At 68.2% G+C, this 16,950-nt stretch carries 13 protein-coding genes and 1 pseudogene; 5 read left to right on the forward strand and 9 right to left on the reverse strand.

Annotated elements, in window-relative coordinates; genetic code table 11:
- Window positions 1-20 precede the first annotated feature (20 nt).
- Window positions 21-2,657 (forward strand): DNA ligase D, encoded by a 2,637-nt coding sequence (ligD, locus tag BM031_RS14220; protein ID WP_091875235.1) that lies wholly within the window; start codon window positions 21-23, stop codon window positions 2,655-2,657.
- 162 nt (window positions 2,658-2,819) lie between these two features.
- Here the strand turns inward: ligD and BM031_RS14225 are convergent, their stop codons facing one another.
- Genes BM031_RS14225 through BM031_RS14240 form a run of 4 tightly spaced genes read right to left on the reverse strand, consistent with a single transcriptional unit; the run spans window position 2,820 to window position 6,550 of the window.
- Window positions 2,820-4,250: an App1 family protein phosphatidate phosphatase gene (locus BM031_RS14225; RefSeq protein WP_091875236.1), complete on the reverse strand. Its 1,431-nt coding sequence runs from the start codon at window positions 4,248-4,250 to the stop codon at window positions 2,820-2,822.
- A 13-nt stretch (window positions 4,251-4,263) separates the two neighbouring features.
- Window positions 4,264-4,497 (reverse strand): hypothetical protein, encoded by a 234-nt coding sequence (locus BM031_RS14230; RefSeq protein WP_091875237.1) that lies wholly within the window; start codon window positions 4,495-4,497, stop codon window positions 4,264-4,266.
- 3 nt (window positions 4,498-4,500) lie between these two features.
- Complete coding sequence (gene ku / locus BM031_RS14235) at window positions 4,501-5,559, reverse strand: non-homologous end joining protein Ku (RefSeq protein WP_091875238.1); 1,059 nt, start codon at window positions 5,557-5,559, stop codon at window positions 4,501-4,503.
- A 25-nt stretch (window positions 5,560-5,584) separates the two neighbouring features.
- Window positions 5,585-6,550 carry an SDR family oxidoreductase gene (locus BM031_RS14240; protein ID WP_091875239.1) on the reverse strand — a complete coding sequence of 322 codons (966 nt, stop codon included), beginning with the start codon at window positions 6,548-6,550 and terminating at the stop codon, window positions 5,585-5,587.
- A 169-nt stretch (window positions 6,551-6,719) separates the two neighbouring features.
- Here BM031_RS14240 and BM031_RS14245 point away from each other — a divergent pair, with 169 nt between their 5' ends.
- The 3 genes from BM031_RS14245 to BM031_RS14255 all read left to right on the forward strand — a co-directional run bounded on the left by BM031_RS14245 (window position 6,720) and on the right by BM031_RS14255 (window position 12,045).
- Window positions 6,720-8,201 carry a GGDEF domain-containing protein gene (locus tag BM031_RS14245; protein WP_091875240.1) on the forward strand — a complete coding sequence of 494 codons (1,482 nt, stop codon included), beginning with the start codon at window positions 6,720-6,722 and terminating at the stop codon, window positions 8,199-8,201.
- Window positions 8,202-8,402: 201 nt separating this feature from the next.
- Entirely contained in the window at window positions 8,403-10,037 is a 1,635-nt protein-coding gene (locus BM031_RS14250; RefSeq protein ID WP_091875241.1) for a SulP family inorganic anion transporter, read from the forward strand.
- Window positions 10,038-10,260: 223 nt separating this feature from the next.
- Entirely contained in the window at window positions 10,261-12,045 is a 1,785-nt protein-coding gene (locus BM031_RS14255; RefSeq protein ID WP_091875242.1) for a DUF1302 domain-containing protein, read from the forward strand.
- 6 nt (window positions 12,046-12,051) lie between these two features.
- On the opposite strand, the gene BM031_RS14260 is transcribed toward BM031_RS14255, so the two are convergent.
- Window positions 12,052-12,693, reverse strand: coding sequence for a 1-acyl-sn-glycerol-3-phosphate acyltransferase (locus tag BM031_RS14260; RefSeq protein WP_091875243.1), 642 nt, complete (start codon window positions 12,691-12,693; stop codon window positions 12,052-12,054).
- A gap of 191 nt (window positions 12,694-12,884) precedes the next feature.
- On the opposite strand from BM031_RS14260, the pseudogene arsC reads away from it, so the two are divergent.
- Window positions 12,885-13,229, forward strand: a pseudogene (arsC, locus tag BM031_RS14265) (arsenate reductase (glutaredoxin)); the annotation flags it as partial.
- Between the two features lie 27 nt (window positions 13,230-13,256).
- Here arsC and BM031_RS14270 read toward each other — a convergent pair.
- The 4 genes from BM031_RS14270 to BM031_RS14290 all read right to left on the reverse strand — a co-directional run bounded on the left by BM031_RS14270 (window position 13,257) and on the right by BM031_RS14290 (window position 16,947).
- Window positions 13,257-14,465: a right-handed parallel beta-helix repeat-containing protein gene (locus tag BM031_RS14270; protein WP_229408895.1), complete on the reverse strand. Its 1,209-nt coding sequence runs from the start codon at window positions 14,463-14,465 to the stop codon at window positions 13,257-13,259.
- A gap of 112 nt (window positions 14,466-14,577) precedes the next feature.
- Window positions 14,578-15,012, reverse strand: a complete 435-nt coding sequence (locus tag BM031_RS14275) for an acyl-CoA thioesterase (RefSeq protein WP_218147598.1) — start codon at window positions 15,010-15,012, stop codon at window positions 14,578-14,580.
- 61 nt (window positions 15,013-15,073) lie between these two features.
- Complete coding sequence (locus BM031_RS14280; protein ID WP_091875247.1) at window positions 15,074-15,919, reverse strand: endonuclease/exonuclease/phosphatase family protein; 846 nt, start codon at window positions 15,917-15,919, stop codon at window positions 15,074-15,076.
- A 311-nt stretch (window positions 15,920-16,230) separates the two neighbouring features.
- On the reverse strand, window positions 16,231-16,947 hold the full coding sequence (locus BM031_RS14290) for a hypothetical protein (RefSeq protein WP_091875249.1): 717 nt from the start codon (window positions 16,945-16,947) through the stop codon (window positions 16,231-16,233).
- Between the last annotated feature and the right edge of the window lie 3 nt (window positions 16,948-16,950).

A 16,950-nucleotide genomic window follows, 5' to 3' on the forward strand; every position in this document is an offset into this window, starting at 1 on the left:
CCGATAGACGGAGGTGCCCCATGCCAGACGCGCTCGCACTGTACAAAGCCAAGCGCAATTTCGACATCACGTCGGAGCCTGCCGAGGGCGGCGTTGCGAACACGGAAGCCTTGACCTTCGTCATCCAGAAACACTGGGCGACGCGCCTGCATTACGATTTCCGCCTGGAACTCGACGGGACGATGAAAAGTTGGGCCGTGCCCAAGGGACCGAGCTACGACACCCTCGACAAGCGCATGGCCGTGCATGTCGAGGACCATCCCATTTCCTATGCCGATTTTGAGGGCACCATTCCGCCAAAGCAGTACGGTGCAGGCAAGGTCATCATCTGGGACAAGGGCACCTGGTCGCCGATCGGCGACCCGCACGAAGGCTACCGCAAGGGCAACCTCAAGTTCGAGATCCGCGGCCACAAGATGCACGGCCGCTGGGTGCTCATCCGCATGAAAGGCCGCGGCGACGACAAGCAGGAGCCCTGGCTCCTGATCAAGGAAAAAGACGAATATGCCCGGCCGGCCGACGAATTCTCAGTGGTGGACGAGATGCCAGACAGCGTGAAAAAACTTCCCATGCCAAAACCCGCGCGCGCCAAGGTCGCCGCGCTGAAGGCCGAGGCCGACGGCGACGCGCCGCCCAAGCCGGCACGCAAGCGCGCAGCCGCGAAAGCGCCGGCAAAGCCGGCTGCGAAGGCGGCTGCCAAGACCACCCGCAGCAGGAAAGGCAGCGCGCTCGCCATCCCCGAGGGCGCGGTGGCGGCGGCGCTGCCGGACGACTTCGCGCCTGAACTGGCTACCCTGGTCGATGCGCCGCCGCACGACCCGGAGAACTGGGTGTTCGAAGTCAAGTTCGACGGCTACCGCATGCTGGCGCGCGTGGAAAACGGCGACGTGCGCCTGGTCACGCGCAACGCCAACGACTGGACCGCCAAGCTCAAGCCGCTGCAGGACGAACTGGCGCGCATGGCGCTGCCCGACGGCTGGTACGACGGCGAGATCGTGGTCAACGACGAACAGGGCAAGCCGAACTTTGGCCTGCTGCAGATGGCCTTCGATGGCGTGCGCACCGGCGACATCGCATTCTTCCTGTTCGACGCGCCGTATTGTGGCGGCTACGACCTGCGCGAGGTGCCGCTGATCGAGCGCCGCGCGGTGCTCGAGCGGGTCCTGAAAAAGGCGAAGTCCGACAAGGTGCGCTTCTCGGCCGAGTTCGGGGACAACCCGGCCGAGCTGGTGGTTGCGGCCTGCAAGATCGGGCTGGAAGGGGTGATCGGCAAGCGCCGCGATTCGCGCTACGTGCAGCGCCGCTCGCCGGAATGGATCAAGCTCAAATGCGGCCTGCGCCAGGAATTCGTGATCGGCGGCTTCACCGATCCGAAGGGCTCGCGCAAGGGCATCGGCTCGCTGCTGCTGGGGACCTACGACCGCGAGGGCAAGCTGCGCTACGCCGGCAACGTGGGCTCGGGCTTCAATCACGCGTCGCTGAAGGACATCGCCGCGCGCCTGGAAGCGCTGCGCACCGGCGACAGTCCCTTCCCGCCGCGCGCGGTGCCGGGGCGCCAGCACCACTGGGTCAAGCCGGTGCTGGTGGCCGAAGTGAGCTTCTCCGAGTGGACCAATACGGGTTCGGTGCGCCATCCCGTGTTCCAGGGCCTGCGCGAGGACAAGCCGGCGCGCGGCATCACCCGCGAAGAGCCGCGCCACATCGATGACATCGCCAAACCGGCGCTGGCCGACGCGCCGGTCAAGCCGCCGCCGGCCGGCCTGCATGGCAAACTGCCGGAGTCGCTGCGGGTGACCAACCCCGAGCGCGTGGTCGACCCGTCCACCGGCATTACCAAGCTGGACGTGATCCGCTACTACGCGCTGGTGGGCGAACTGATGATGGAGCACCTCAAGCGCCGCCCGCTCACGCTGGTGCGCGCGCCATCGGGCATCAGCGCCGAACTGGTGTTCCAGAAGCACGCCGACGTGAAAAAGCTGCCGGGCGTGAAGCAGATGGACGCCGCGCTCGACCCGAGCAATCCGCCGATGCTGGAAATCGTGGGGGTCGAGGGCATCCTGTCGGTGGCGCAGTGGAACGCCATCGAGCTGCATACGCAGAACGCCTTCGCCAAAAGCTACGAGACGCCCGACCGCATGGTGTTCGACCTCGACCCGGGCGAGGGCGTGGAGTGGCCCGCGATGCAGGAAGCGGCGCAGATCATGCACGCCTTCCTCGAAGAATTGGGACTGCCCGCGTTCCTGAAGACCAGCGGCGGCAAGGGGCTGCACGTGGTGGTGCCGATCAAGGGCGAGTATGGGTGGGATACCGTGAAAGCCTTCTCGCAGGCCATCGTGCGCCACCTGGCCGGCACGCTACCGGACCGCTTCGCCTTCAAGAGCGGGCCGAAGAACCGGGTTGGCAAGATCTTCATCGACTACCTGCGCAACGGCCGCGGCGCGACCACGGTGTGCGCCTGGTCGGCGCGGGCGCGGCCGGGGATGGGGATCTCGGTGCCGCTGGCCTGGGACGAACTGCCAAAGCTGAAATCGAGCACGCAGTGGACGGTGGCGAATGTGCACACGCGGCTGGACAAGGGCAACGCGCCGTGGGAGGGGTTCGCGAAGGCGGCGAAGGGCTTGAGCAAGGCGATGAAGGTGTTGGGGTTTGAGCCGTGAGTGGTGATGCAAAAAAAAATTGGGCGGGACAATGCCAGTGGCATTGTCCCGGCCTGCGCCGGGACGACGGTTTTTCAGCTGGCTGATCAAACGGCGAATCGATTGATCCGCTACCCCTGAACCGTCGTCCCGGCCAAGTTCGCACCGCAGCCCCGTTGCCCTTTACACCCCCGTCTTCACCGCCGCCGCCGTCTCATCCTCCCGCTTGTCCGACCGCACCGCCCCCAGCCGGTCCACCGCGATCAACCCCTCCGCCGCCGCATGCGAGGCCGCGAACACGCTGTCCGGCGAGATCACCAGCTGGATGCCGGTCGCGCTGACTTCCTCGATCAGCCGGTCCAGCGCGTCGATCCGCGCCGGGTCCGGATTGACGTTGCGGATGTAGATCATCTTGACCGAAGCCGGGTGGCGCCGCACCACCTCGGTATAGATCTCGGGATCCTGCTCGCCGCTGTCGCCGATCAGCACGAACTGCATGTCCGGATAAAAATCCAGGATGCGCTCGATCTGTTCCAGCTTGTGGTTGCCGTGCTCGTTGATCTTGAGGACCTGGCGCACGCTCAGTTCGCGCAGCAGCAGGGGGCCGACCGGGATCCGCTGCAGCTTGAGGAAGTCGACCAGCGGCCCGTACAGGTGCCAGGGGCTGCTCGAGACATAGAACATCGGGTTGTTCTCGGCGCTGCCCACGCCCTCGTTGAGCGCGCGGTAGAAGGCGGCCACGCCCTTGAAGGGTTTGCGGGTATGCGAGTTGGTCCGCGCCAGCATCAGCGCCATGTTCAGTTTATTGGTGACGTTGGTCCACAAGACCGTGTCGTCGATGTCGCTGATGATGCCGAAGCGCGCCGTCTCGGCCGGCACCCGCACCTCGGCCACGGCGTGCAGGGGCTGGCCGTCCGGCTGCAGGTTGTCGGGAAATTCCAGCTGCACCTGGTGCCAGCCGCCGACCAGCGCGGTGCCGGGTGCGATCTCGAAGGAAAAATAGCCGCCGCGGTCGGTGCGCGTCTCCTGGGTCGTGCCGGCGAAGCGCGCGACCACGCGCGCATCGGCCACCTCGTCCGATTCCAGGCGCCGGTACAGGGCCACCAGGTTCTGCCAGCCACTGTCGTCCAGGGCCTGGTCGCGGAAGCTGTTCTCGTCCAGCAGGCGCCCCTTGACCCAGATGCGGCTGGCGTTGCCAAAGCCCAGGTAGGGCACGGCCATCAGGCGCCGGCCCTGTTCGGGCGCGCGCAGCTGGCGCAGGGCCTGGGTGGCGAAGGCCCCGGCGCTGCGCGCCAGGCGCTGGCGCAGCGACGTGGCCGGCGTGACGGCGCCGGACGCGCGCTGGGCGGTCGCCACCCCGCGCTCGACCCAGGCGCTGCCGCTTTCCTTGCGCACCAGGAGCAGGGCTTGCTGGACTTCCTGGGGCTTGAGCGGGTCCACGGTGGTGGCCATGACATGCACGGCGGTTCCGCTTTCGCGCAGGCGTGCGATGTCTTCCGCCTGCAGCAGGCCGGGGTTGAGGAACAGCGTGGCCCGGCCGAGGTCGACCCGCTGGGCCAGGTCGTCGAAGCCGGCGCGGGTCAGCACGAGGAAGGGCATGGGGCTGGTCGTCATGGTGGCAGGGCGCTCAGAACTCGTTCTTGTAGATGCCGCGGATATTGGTCACCATCAGCGCCGCCTGCAAGGCGATCAGGGCCCAGGCCTCGTCGTGGATGCCCCAGACAATCCACAGCACGTTACTGAGGATGAAGGTGCAAAAGCCGAACACGCGCCGGTCAGCGCGCTTGGAGCCGATCAGGTAGGCCGCGTACAGGGTGACCAGCATCGCCGGCCACTGGAGGAAGTCGATGAATTCATCCATCCTCTACGCCGCCTTCTTGCGGCGCGCGGGAGCGGCGCTGGTCTTGGCGGCGGCCTTCTTTGCGGCGGCCTTGGGCGCGCCTTTGGCGGCCGAGCGCTTGGGCGCCACGCCGCTGGCGGCAACCCGGTCGCTGCTGTGCGCCGGGGCCTTGCGCGCACGCGGCGCTGGGGCTTCTTCCTCGTCGTCCGCGGCGGCGGTTTTGCGCTTCTTCGATGGCGGCGGTTCGTCGTCGTCATCGTCGTCTTCCTCAGGCGCGGCCTTGCCGGGCTTCTTGCCCAGGCTGGCCTGCAGCAGCGACACCAGGTCGATGACCTTGCCGGTCTCGCGCTTCTTTTCGCCCGGTTCCGGCATGGTGATGGTCTTGGTCTGGTGCGCCTTGACCTTCTTCTCGATCAGCGCCATCACGTCTTCGCGGTAGCTGTCGTGGTATTGCTCGGGTTCCCAGTCCTCGGCCATGCCCTGCACCAGGGCCATCGCCATTTTCAGTTCCTTGTCGGTGACCGCCGCCTTCTTGTCGCTGGCGGCCGGGATCTTGAGGTCGCCCGGGTCGCGCAGTTCATCCGCGTAGCGCAGCGTATTGAGGACGATGGCGTCGCCCACGCACACCAGCGCGCACAGGTGCTGCTTGACGCGGATGACGACCCGCGCAATGCCAATCTTGCCGGCCTTGCGCAGGGTCTCGCGCAGCAGCGCGTAGACCTTGTCGCCGCCCTTGCCGGGGGCGAGGTAATAGGGCTGCTCGAAGTACAGGAGCGAGACATCCTCGGCATCGACGAAGCCGACGATGTCGATGGTCTGGGTGGCTTCCGGGTTGGCGCGCCGCAGGTCTTCGTCCGACAGCACGACGTATTCGCCGCTGCTGTATTCATAGCCCTTGACGATGTCGTCCCAGGAGACTTCCTTGCCGTTGCCCTTGTTGTAGCGCTTGAAACCGACCGGCGAAAAGTCGCGCCGGTCGAGCATGGTCAGGTCCAGCCCCTTGTTGGCGACGGCGGGGTACATATCGACCGGGATGTGGACCAGCCCGAAACTGATCGCCCCCTTCCACATGCTGCGCGGCATAAGCGTTCTCCTGTATCTTCCTGGTTTATTCGCCGACCACGCCGGTGATCGGCAGCACGATGCCGGTGATGTAGCCCGAGCACACCGACGAGGCCAGGAACACGTAGGCCGGCGACAGTTCTTCCGGCTGCGCGGGGCGCTTGAAGGTGGTGCTGGCGCCGAACTCCTTGATCTTGTCGGGAGACTGGTCGGCCGGGTTCAGCGGCGTCCACACCGGGCCTGGCGCCACCGCGTTGACGCGGATGCCCTGGTCGATCAGGCTCGCGGCCAGCGACATGGTGAAGGCGTGGATCGCGCCTTTGGTGCTTGAATAATCGAGCAGCTTGCCGGAACCTTTGAGCCCGGTCACCGAGCCGGTGTTGACGATGGCGGCGCCGCGCTTGAGGTGGGGCAGGGCGGCGCGCGCCATGTGGAAGTAGCCGTAGATATTGGTGCGGAAGGTCTCGTCGAGGCGCTCGTCGGTGATGTCCAGCAGCGAGCCGGCGTGCTCCTGGAAGGCGGCGTTGTTGACCAGGACATCCAGGCGGCCGAATTCGGCCACCACTTGTTCCACCGCCGCATTGCAGAAGGCCGGGTCCTTGACGTCGCCCGCGATGGTGATGCAGCGCCGCCCCTCGGCCTCGATGCAGCGCCTGGTCTCGGCCGCGTCTTCGTCTTCGCTCAGGTACATCACCGCGACATCCGCGCCTTCGCGCGCGAACAGCACCGCTACTGCGCGCCCGATGCCGGAGTCGCCGCCGGTGACGATGGCCGACAGGCCTTCGAGCTTGCCGCTGCCTTTGTACCCCTCGGCCATGAATTTCGGCTTGAGCGCCATCCGGGCTTCGATGCCCGGCTTGGCCAGGTGCTGCTCGGGCATCGGCGGCGCCGGCTCGTCGACGCCGGTCTGCACGGCGTCCTTGCTCTCTTCCTTCTGCCCGCCCGCGTCCTTCTGGTCTTGCCGGCTCTGGATCGCCTTCTGCTTGTTCGCTACGTCGTCCTCGTGTGCCATTGCAGTGCTCCCGTGAAGATTCAATCGACCGGGAGAGTATTCAACGGGGCCACCGGGGCGACGGTGCGCTCCCACACACTCGGAGACAAGTTTCTCCTATCCGGCCCGGAGGCTTTATGGCAAACTCGCCCTCGTTTTGTCACAAAATTGCTTGTCAGGGAGAAAAGCGATGTCTCAGCAGGAAGGCGCCGGTACCCGTACCACCGGCCTGTTCGTCAATCCGGTCGGCCAGCGGCGCGCGCAGTTTCAGCACGCCTGCGCCGGCCTGTTCGACGAACTGCGCGTTGCCGACGGCGCCGAAGCGGCGGCACTGCAGCTTGCGGCGCAGCCGGCCGGCCTCCTGGTGCTCGACCTCGACCGCTTCGACCTGGCCATCGACCTGCCGGCGCTGGGCCAGCTGGTGGCCGGACGCGCCGGCCAGCCGGTGCTGGCCCTGTGTCCGTTCACCAATGCGCGCTGGCTGCCCGCGCTGATGGCCTTCGGCCCGCTGGAATACGCGATCGGGCCGCTGTCGCCTGAAGAAACCCGCAGCTACCTGCACGCCCGCCTGCAGAACGGCTTCACGCCGGCGCCTGCCGTTAGCCCCGCGGAAGCGGAACTGGCGGCGCTGCTGGCGGTGCGCAGCGGGGCCCAGCAGGCCCTGGCCGAGGCCGACGACACCATCCGCTTCGGCGAGCGCCTGTGCGCGGCCCTGCTGGGCTGGCCCGGCGTGGTGCACGCCGCGATGTTCCAGTTGCGCGGCGGCGGCGACCTGCGGCTCGAGGCGCAACACGGGCAGCACCAGGGCGCGGCGGGCCTGGACCTGGCCCAGGTCCTGCAGCGCGGCGAGCGCCTGCTGCAGTCGCCGCTGCGCCATGCCTTCCCCGGCCTGCTGGCGGCGGCCAGCGGCGAGATGGCGCTGCTCGATGCGCCCGAAAAAGCCGGCGAGCCGGAACTGGCGCAAGCGCTGGGCGCGCATGGCGTGCGGATGGTGCTCGGCTTGCCGATCCCGGCCTCCGGCCCGGGCGCGCCGCGCGGCGCCCTGTGCCTGCTGTTCGATCATGCCCGTCCGTTCTCGCGCGCCCAGCTCACCGCCTTCGACGACCTGGCGCAGCTGGCCGCCTTCGGCCTGCGCATGGCCGAACTGATGCGCGAGAGCGAACAGCTGCTCGGGCGCGTCACCCACCTGGCGACCACCGACGCCCTGACCGGCGTGGCCAACCGGCGCCATGGCGAATACCTGATGGAGCTGGAGATCAAGCGCGCGCGCCGCTACCGGCTGCCGCTGGCGCTGGTCGCCTTCGACATCGACCGCTTCCGCAACGTCAACGACACCTACGGCCACCCGGTCGGGGACATGGCCCTGCGCACCGTGGCCGACACCGCCCGCGCGCTGCTGCGTGCCAACGACGTGCTGGTGCGCTCGGGCGGCGAGGAGTTCCAGGTCATCGCCCCCCACACCAGCGCGATCGACGGCCTGAAGCTGGCCGAGAAACTGCGCGCGGCAATCGAGCAGGCCGAGATCCCCGGGTGCGACCATGTGACGGTGAGCCTGGGGGTGGCGCAGCTGGGGGAGACGGAATCGGGCGATTCGCTGGCGGTGCGGGTGAATGCGGCGCTGGTCAGGGCGAAGCGTGCAGGGCGCAATTGCGTGGAATTGGCGATGCAGTAGGCGTCGCGGCGGAGTTATTCATTTAGCTGACCCGGAGACCGTCATTCCCGCGCAGGCGGAAACGACGGGCTAACAACGTCGAGTCGTGAGCGGAGTCATAGAGTCCGCGTACTCAATGCGATCCACCCCGAGCACCGTTCATGACGCCGCCCCGCTGTGGTAGGCTATTGGCTTTTCTTTCAAGCAACACTCAGGTTCTTCATGCTCCACTGGCTGCAGCACTACCGGCGTGCGATGCTGCCCGGCGATATCAGCGCCGGCATCGTCGTGGCGATGATGATGATCCCGCAGGGCATGGCCTATGCGCTGGTGGCGGGCTTGCCGCCGGTGGCCGGCATCTATGCCAGCATCGTGCCGCCGCTGCTGTATGCGCTGTTTGGCACCAGCAGCACCCAGTCGGTCGGCCCGATGGCGATCATCTCGCTGATGACGGCGTCCACCCTGGCGCCGCTGGCCGCGCCGGGCAGCGCGTTGTACGGCGTGCTGGCCGCGCAGCTGGCGCTGCTGTCGGGCGCCGTGCTGCTGGCCTGCGGCCTGCTGCGCATCGGCTTTCTCGCCAACTTCTTTTCCCGTCCCGTGATGAGCGGCTTCACCATTGGCTCGGCGCTGCTGATCGCCTGGGGCCAGCTGCGCCCGCTGGTCGGCGGCATGCCACCCGAGCTGCACCTGCCGAGCGCCCTGCTGGGCCTGGGGGCGCTCGCGCTGCTGGCGTGGTCGCGCAGCTATCTGGCCCCGGTGCTGCGCCGCGCCGGGATGGCGCCGGCGGCGGCCGATATCGGATCGAAGCTGGCGCCGATGCTGGTGGTGATCGGCGCCACCGCGCTGGTGGCGGCGCTGGGGCTGGACGCGCGCGGGGTCGCCACCACCGGCGCGGTGCCGGCCGGGCTGCCCGGGCTGAACCTGGCCACCTCCAGCGGGCACTGGCAGGCGCTGTTGCAGCCGGCCCTGCTGATCGGCTTCATGGTGTTCCTGATCAGTATGTCCGGGGCCCAGGCGCTGGCGCTCAAGCGCGGCGAGAAACTGAAAAGCAACCGCGAACTGGTGGGCCTGGGCGCGGCCAATATCGGCAGCGCGCTGTCGGGCGGCTTTCCGGTAACGGGCAGCATGTCGCGTTCGGCGGTCAATTTTTCGGCCGGCGCCAACAGCCAGCTGGCCAGCATCATCACGGCCGCGCTGCTGGCCCTGGCCCTGGTGGCGCCGAGCGGCTGGCTGGCGCTGCTGCCGCTGCCGGTGCTGGCAGCGACCATCATCGTCGCGGTGCTCGGCATGCTCGACCTGTCGCTGCTGCGCACCGCCTGGCGCTACGACCGCGCCGACGCCGCGGCCTTGCTGGCCACCGCCAGCGGGGTGCTGGTATTGGGGGTGGAGGCGGGCGTGGTGGTGGGCGTGGCGCTGTCGATGGGCGCGCTGATCTGGCGCGCCAGCCGGCCGCACATTGCGGTGCTGGGACGCATCCCGGGCTCCGAACACTTCCGCAACATCGACCGCTATTCGACCGAGACCGCGCCGGGCCTGCTGATGCTGCGGATCGACGCCGGCCTGTTCTTCGGCAATGTCGAAGCGGTGAACGAACGCATCGAAGACGAACTGGCCGCGCATCCGGCCACCCGCCACCTGGTGCTGGTGCTGTCGGCGGTGAACGCGATCGACACCTCGGCGCTGTTCGGGCTGGCCGAACTGAATACCTCGCTGAAGCAGCGCGGGGTGCTGCTGCACCTGGCTGAAGTGAAGGGGCCGGTGATGGACCGGCTCAAGGAAAGCAGCCTGCTGCAGGCGCTGCACGGACGGCTGTTCCTGAGCGCGGCGAAAGCCTGGGACGACCTGGTCGACAGTTAAGAAATTTTTATTCTTCTTGGAATCAGGTAAGAATTTTTTAATAAGTCTTTCGCTTGAGCTAGATCAAGACTCGGCCAACAACCCCGCGCAAGGATGCTTTCCAGACACATTCGTATTGACCTCAACTAGCCCGGCCACTAGCATTGTTTCAGCGCAGAACTAACTTAGTGGAACTGGCCCTTGGCGGCGATCCGCATCGCGCGTGAACCCACGAGGGGCAGGGATGAACGGAAACACGACGCCGGCGACGCGGATCGCCATTCGCAGGACAGCTCTATCCGTAGCGCTCGCCGCGGCCTTGGCGGGCCCCGTCCAGGCTGCAACAGTCCACGCCAGTGGCCGTATCGTGGCTGGTAACGTCTACCGGGTACAGGAGCGCGACCCCCACTTGCTGACCGGCGTCAATGCGGCCGAGATGGGGCTGGTCGGCTATGGCAGCGGCGGCAACGCCGACGATGCCAACTCCAACTACGCCAAGGGCGACGCCGCCTCGCGCGCGCTCAGGGCGCTGCTGGACCTGTCCGCCACCAGCGGCGACTGGTCGGCCTTCGTGCGCGTGAAGGCCTGGCGCGACGCCGGGCTCGCCCACGATGGCCGGCCCTGGGGGAATGTCCCGAACGGCTATGTGGCTGGCCTGCCCTTGTCGGACAGCGGGGCCCCGCGCCTGACACGCTTTTCCGGCGTGGCCCTGGTCGATGCCTGGGTGCAGGCCAGCGCCATGCTGGGGGAGGCGCCGGTGCTGGCGCGCCTGGGCCAGCAATCGCTGCGCTGGGGCGAGCAGTCGCTCACGCCCGGTGGACTTGAGTCGCTCAACCCGCGCGACATGCCGGGCCTGCACCGCGCGGCGCCGGTTGTCAGCGAAACCATCGTGCCGCGCCCGATGCTGTTCGGACGCGTCGAACCCATTTCCGGCCTCGTATTCGAGGGCTATGTCCAGGCCAGTTTCCGCCCGACCGCGCTGGACCAGTGCGGCACACTGTGGTCGATGAGCGACTATGTGGTGAGCGGCTGCGACAAGGTCATGTCCGGCAACCCGCAGGTAAGCGACCGCGCCCGCCAGCCGATCCGCGCCTACAAGAAGCGGGTGGCGACGCCGGAACCCTCAAGCAAGGAATTCGGCGTCGGGGTGACCTGGGAGCCAGGCGCGCCGGGCACCGAGGTGGGCCTGTACCACGCCCGCTATCACGCCCGTAGCGCGCTGCCCGGCCTGCGCCGCACCCTGCGTCCCAACGGGCCGGCCTTGATTGCAGGCGACCCGGATGGGCGCAACATGGCCTATTTCACCGAATATCCCGAAGGCCTGCGCATCAGCGCGATCACCCTGTCGCGCAAGCGCGGCGCCAGCACCGTGTACGGCGAGTTCTCGCACCGCCCCGGCGTGCCCTTCATGCTGGCGCCGGGCGACGTGATCCCGCCCTTCATGAGCCCCACCATCGCGTCGCCGCTGCGCGCGCGCGCCGACGCCGTTCCGCCCGGCGGCTTCTTCCGCGGCTACGACCTGTATGCGATGCTGCAGGTGCAGGCCGGGGTGCGGCGCGAATGGGTGCTGGGCGGCCTGGCGATGGGAGGCGCCATGGAAGTGGTGGGCAAGCACGCGCGCGGCCTGCCCGATCCTTCGGTGATGCGCTACGGTCGTGCGGATATCTTCGGCGTCGGCGCAGTCAACGGGGGCTGCCTGGTGACCACCGGCGACGCTGCGCGCCAGTGCAGCCTGCGCGGCTACGCCACGCCGAACGCCTGGGGCTACCGGCTGCGGCTGGACGCACGGCTGCCGGACCTGGCGCCGCAGCTGGCCGGCAGCGCCAGCGCGCTGTTCGTCCATGACGTGAAAGGCTGGTCGGGCGACCTGCTGCTCAATGAAGGGCGCAAGTCGGCGAACCTGACGCTGCGCTTCGAATACCGCCAGCGCTACCTGCTGGAGCTGGGCTACCAGCCGTCCTGGGGAGGGGACTACAACCAGGCGGCCGATCGCGATACGGCGTCGTTCGCGGCCGGGTTGCGGTTCTGAGAAGCCTCAGGCCTTGCGGCGCTGCGGCTCGGCCGGGTCGCGCGGCGGCGCCAGCTTGATCGGCGCGGCCTGGTCGGGATAGCGCGCCTGGCGGCCCGCATATACGGCGGCGATGGCTGCCATGTCGGTGTCGGCGTCGCCGCTGAGCATCAAGGTGTCGACCACGCTCAGGACCTTGGTGCCGTAGTCGATGTACACCAGCAGCAGCGGCACCTTGGCGGTCGTGGCCAGGTGGTAGAAGCCGCTCTTCCAGTGCGGGCGGTAGCTGCGCGTGCCTTCCGGCGTGATGCCGATCCAGCACCAGTCCGAGTCCAGCATGGTCTTGGCCAGTTGGCGCGTCGCGCCCATCGAGGCGCGGCGGTCGATCGGGATGCCGCCCCAGTAGCGCATGATGGCGCCCATCGGGCCGCGGAACAGCGAATCCTTGGCGATCCAGCGGAACTTCAGGCCGATCGCCCATTTGCCAAGCAGGCCGACGGGGAAATCCCAGTTCGAGGTGTGCGGATACACCACCGCGATCCCGTGCGCTCCCGGCAGGGGTTTGAAGCGCAGCTTCCAGCCGGCCAGCTGGAGCAGGCGCAGCGCGGTGCGCTGGCCCCAGGTGGGAAGGTCTGCCGCTTGCAGCATGTAGTCGCGCGTGGCGCTCATTGGGTCTCCGTCGCTGTTCAAGATCTTGTGCTCCGCTCGTCTTTTTCCCGCGATTGGGTGTTTCTGCTGGAAAATAAGCGACGAATTCTATAGCGAGCAGGGGCATGGAACAAGCAAAAATGCTGGTGCCAGTCATGAGCTGTGGTTATCATGCTGCTTCAATTCAGGCAATATTGAAGGGAATTCATCGGATGGATATCACGATTTACCATAACCAGCGCTGCGGCACCTCGCGCAATACCCTGGCGGCGATCCGCGAGGCCGGGCACGAACCGCAGGTGGTGGACTACCTGGCCACGCCGCCATCGCGCGCGCAGCTGCAGGCGATGATCGGGGCTGCGGGCCTGGGCGTGCTTGAGGCAGTGCGCAGCAAGGAGGCCCTGTTCACCGAACTCGGGCTGGATGCGCCGGGCGTGGGGGACGACGCGCTGCTGGACGCGATGGTGGCCCACCCGGTGCTGATCAACCGCCCGTTCGTGGTCACGCCGAAGGGCGTGCGGCTATGCCGGCCAGTGGAGCTGGTGAACGAGATCTTGTAAAGGCAGGGGGGGCTGCCCGGCGCGCTAGTGCACCCCAGGCGACGGCACGCCCGCCGGTTCCGACTCGGTATACGGTACCGCGCCGATATCGGTTTCGCGCCGCGGGCGCATGGCGATGCCGTCCTTGGCGTCGGCCGGGATGCCCTTGCCGATGGCCGGCGAACCCGGCTGCAGGCGGAAGTCGGGCGCGGCGACCGTGCGGCCGTAGTCGGCGAACAGCGGCTGTGCGCTGACGGTGCCGCTGTGCTGGCGCCCGGCCGCCAGTTTCCAGTCGCCGCCCGCGTTCTGGAACACCAGGTTGTTGCGGTAGCTGATGTTGGCGCCGATCGCGCCCTGCTCGAGGATGCCGTGGCCGTTGTCGTAGACGATGTTGTTCATCGTATGCGTATGGTCGTTCGGCCCCTTGCTGTGATAAAAATCGCCGCCGCCGACCACGATGCCGGTGCCGCAGGCAGCCACCGTGTTGCCGCGGATGGTGACGTGGCTGGCGTCGTGCCACAGGTGGATGCCGGCGCCCGAGGCCCGGTAGATGATGTTGTCGCGCACGCTGGCCGTGGTGCTGACGTAGATGCCGTGCATGTAGCGGCATTCCGGCGGGCCGATGTCGTGCACGTGGTTGCCGGCCACTTCGGCGTCGTTGCCCTTGTAGTAGCTGTCGATGCCGATGCCGGCGCCGCCCTTCGCTTCGCAGGGCACGTCGTTGCCGATGTGGTGGATGTGGTTGTGGTGGATGCCGTTGTGCGAGCCGCCGTTATAGATGCCGCTGAGCCATTTCATGCCGCTCTGGTACTGGCCGCCGTCGACCTCGAAGCCGACGATGTCGAGGTAGTTGGCGCGGTTGTCCCAGGCCGCCGGCTGGCGCGAATCGAGCGGCGGCACCAGCCGCGCGCCGCCGCGCTCGGTGGATTCGAATACGATGCGCGCCTCGGCCGTGCCATGGGTGGCGGTGCGCACGCCGCCGAAATACGTGCCGGGCGCCACATGCACCGTGGTGCCGGGCGTGACGGCCTGGGCGGCGCGTGTGAGGGTGCGGAAGGGCTCGTCGCGGGTGCCGGGATTGCTGTCAGAGCCCGACGGCGCGACGTACAGGTGGGTACGCACCAGTTCCGGGATAACGAGGTCTTCCTGCCCGGGCTCGCGCAGGCGGCAGCCGGACAGCAGCACGGCAAGGACCAGCGCGCCGAACAGCGCGATGAGCCAGGTACGGACTATGATCGATTGGTGGCGCAACATCATTCCCTCGTCGCAGCGAATGTGACAAGGCCAGTCTGACCCGGCACAAGCCGGAGGGGGGCCGGTTGCCTCAATGTCTACTTTGAGCCTGCTCAACACGCCGCGCCGCTCACTACGGCTGCACCACCGCCGCCATGTAGGTATCCACGAATTCGGCCGGCATGCGGCGCGCCCGGCCACTGCTTACCTCGATGCAGACCAGGTCCCAGCGCCCGCGCAGGACGGTGGCGCCGTCGCTGTCGCGCACCAGCTGGAAGCGCCGCTCCATGGCCAGCCGGCCATCGCCCGCCACCAGCCAGGTGGCCAGCGTCAAGGCTTCGCCCAGCAGGGTTGGCAGCAAGTAATCGTATTCTCCGCGCCGGATCGCCATCGCGCGGTCAAGGCGCCGGTAGTCGTCCAGGTCCAGGCCGAGCTGTTCCGAATGGGCCCAGCCGGCCTGTTCGCACCAGCGCACGTAGACGGCATTGTTGGTGTGCGCTAACCCGTCGATGTCGCCGGAGCAGGGCGTGACGCGAAACAGGAAGGGGTTCGGATAATCCCAGGGCAATGGTGGCCTCGTGCTGCGTGGCGCGGCACGCGGCCGCGGGAGCGCCATTGTACCGCCGCCGCTATTCCAGCTCGACCAGCAGGGCCTGGTGGTCGGAGCCTTGCTCGCTCGCGTCCACCCGCACACGGCGCACGCGCCCGGCCAGGTCGGCGCTGGCGAACACATAGTCGAAAGTAAATGGCGCCGTGGCATCCGGGTTCTGGTCATGCAGGCCCACGGTGGGTGCGTGGCGGCGGCCGGGCTGGGCCAGCTGCCAGCAGTCGCGCCAGGGCTGCACGCCGTCGCCGAAGGGTGCGAGCAGGCGCTGGTGTTCGGGCGAGCCCGGCAGCATGTTGAAGTCCCCGGCGAGCAGCGCCGGCATGGCGCGCGGCGGCGCTGCGAAGGGCCCATGCCCGGGCGCGGGCGCGCAGCGCGCGTGCAGGCTGGCTTCGCGGTGCAGCTCGCGCAGGCGCTCGACCTGGGCCATGCGCTGGCGCTGCGAGAACACCTCCAGGTGGACGCTGGCCACGCGCAGCAGCCCGCCTGGCGCGGCCACGGTGAGTTCGAGCGCCGCGCGCGGCATGCTCATGACGTCGGGCTCGGCCGGCCAGGGCAGGGAATGGCGCAGCGCGTGCAGGACCGGGTGGCGCGAGAACATCATGATGCCGAAGCGGCGCCGCATAGCGGCCGGGCCCTGCGGCGAGACGGTGTCGCAGGCGATGGCGCTGATGCCGGTATAGCCGGGCAGGCGCTGGCGCAGCATGGCGAACTGGTCATCCAACCCGGGCGCATAGCCGCTCGAGACTTCCTGCACACAGAGCACGTCAAAACTGCAGAAGCGGTCAAGGCAGGCAATGATACGGTCGAGGTCGGTCTTGCCGTCCGGACTGCGGCCAGACTGGATGTTCCAGGTGACAAGCTTGAACATGCGGGTCCTTTCACGAGTCTTCAGGCTAGCGCGCACCCATGGGCGCAGGCTTGAAGCAGCGCAGGTGGCCGATTGGAGGCACGGTGTTTACGATGATCCTTCTGCCGTACCTGCCGCAGAACCTTGACGTGATGTTGGAGGGAAGTAGCCTGCGCGGAAGTTTCGAGAGCAGGGAGGCCTGCGAGGCGGCCGGAATCGTGCGTGCCCCGGCCCAACGGCATTCTTATCATGGCCCGTAGGGTGGTCGGCTTCGCCGACCACCCTACGGGATTTCGCTATTCGGTGCCCGCAATCACGGGAGCAGGCCCTAGTCAGTCGCGCTTCCACTCTCCGTGGCTCGGGCAGCGGATGGTGCCGGCGCTGCCTTCGCCGCCGCGGGTGTCGAACATGGTCGCGCCGCCGCCCTCGGCGCCGCCGATGCGCGGCTTCACGCTGCCGCTGGTCCGGCACCAAATCTTGCCCCCCTGGCGAAAGCGGTAGATTACCTGGCCGTCGGGCGCCGTGTAGGTGTCGCTGGCGAGGCTGCGCGCCGTGTCCTTGTGCGCGCCTTCGAGGGCCTGCCTGAAACGGCCCCATGGCGTGTCGGCGACGGCGGGCACGCCCGACTTCCCCTTGCGCAGTTCGCGGTCAATCGGCCCGGCGTCGCGCCGCGCGCGGCCCACCATGGCGTCCAGCGCCGACTCGGCGGGAGCGGCCGGCTCGGCGACGGCCAACGGGTCGGCGGCCGGGGCGGGTGTCTCGGAGGGCGGGGTGATCGGTTCGGCCTCGCGCACGGGCGCTCCGGGCGGCCGGTTGGCGCGTGCCTTGCGGGTGCCGGCGTCGCGAGCTGGGGGAGGGCGAAACTGCGCAACCTCGCGCGCCGGCGGCGGGAGCGCGATCACATCGAACACCCGCTCCTCGCGGGTATCAAGCGCCGGCGGATGCGCGATCCGCCAGCTCCAGGCCAGCAGCAGGTGCAGGCCCAGCGTGGCCAGCAGCGGCCAGCCGGGCGCGCGGCGCGGGTAGGCCGCGCCGTCGTCGAAGATCAACGG

It is taken from the genome of Massilia yuzhufengensis, assembly GCF_900112225.1.
GTDB classification, from domain to species: Bacteria; Pseudomonadota; Gammaproteobacteria; order Burkholderiales; family Burkholderiaceae_D; genus Telluria; species Telluria yuzhufengensis.

Bases quoted from the DNA above. Each gene is read 5' to 3' on its own strand.
- BM031_RS14230 (WP_091875237.1), bottom strand. From the start codon at position 4,497: ATGGATGAATTCATCGACTTCCTCCAGTGGCCGGCGATGCTGGTCACC.
- BM031_RS14245 (WP_091875240.1), top strand. From the start codon at position 6,720: ATGTCTCAGCAGGAAGGCGCCGGTACCCGTACCACCGGCCTGTTCGTC.
- BM031_RS14255 (WP_091875242.1), top strand. From the start codon at position 10,261: ATGAACGGAAACACGACGCCGGCGACGCGGATCGCCATTCGCAGGACA.
- BM031_RS14280 (WP_091875247.1), bottom strand. From the start codon at position 15,919: ATGTTCAAGCTTGTCACCTGGAACATCCAGTCTGGCCGCAGTCCGGAC.
- BM031_RS14270 (WP_229408895.1), bottom strand. From the start codon at position 14,465: ATGTTGCGCCACCAATCGATCATAGTCCGTACCTGGCTCATCGCGCTG.
- ligD (WP_091875235.1), top strand. From the start codon at position 21: ATGCCAGACGCGCTCGCACTGTACAAAGCCAAGCGCAATTTCGACATC.
- BM031_RS14240 (WP_091875239.1), bottom strand. From the start codon at position 6,550: ATGGCACACGAGGACGACGTAGCGAACAAGCAGAAGGCGATCCAGAGC.
- BM031_RS14225 (WP_091875236.1), bottom strand. From the start codon at position 4,250: ATGACGACCAGCCCCATGCCCTTCCTCGTGCTGACCCGCGCCGGCTTC.
- ku (WP_091875238.1), bottom strand. From the start codon at position 5,559: ATGCCGCGCAGCATGTGGAAGGGGGCGATCAGTTTCGGGCTGGTCCAC.
- BM031_RS14260 (WP_091875243.1), bottom strand. From the start codon at position 12,693: ATGAGCGCCACGCGCGACTACATGCTGCAAGCGGCAGACCTTCCCACC.
- BM031_RS14250 (WP_091875241.1), top strand. From the start codon at position 8,403: ATGCTCCACTGGCTGCAGCACTACCGGCGTGCGATGCTGCCCGGCGAT.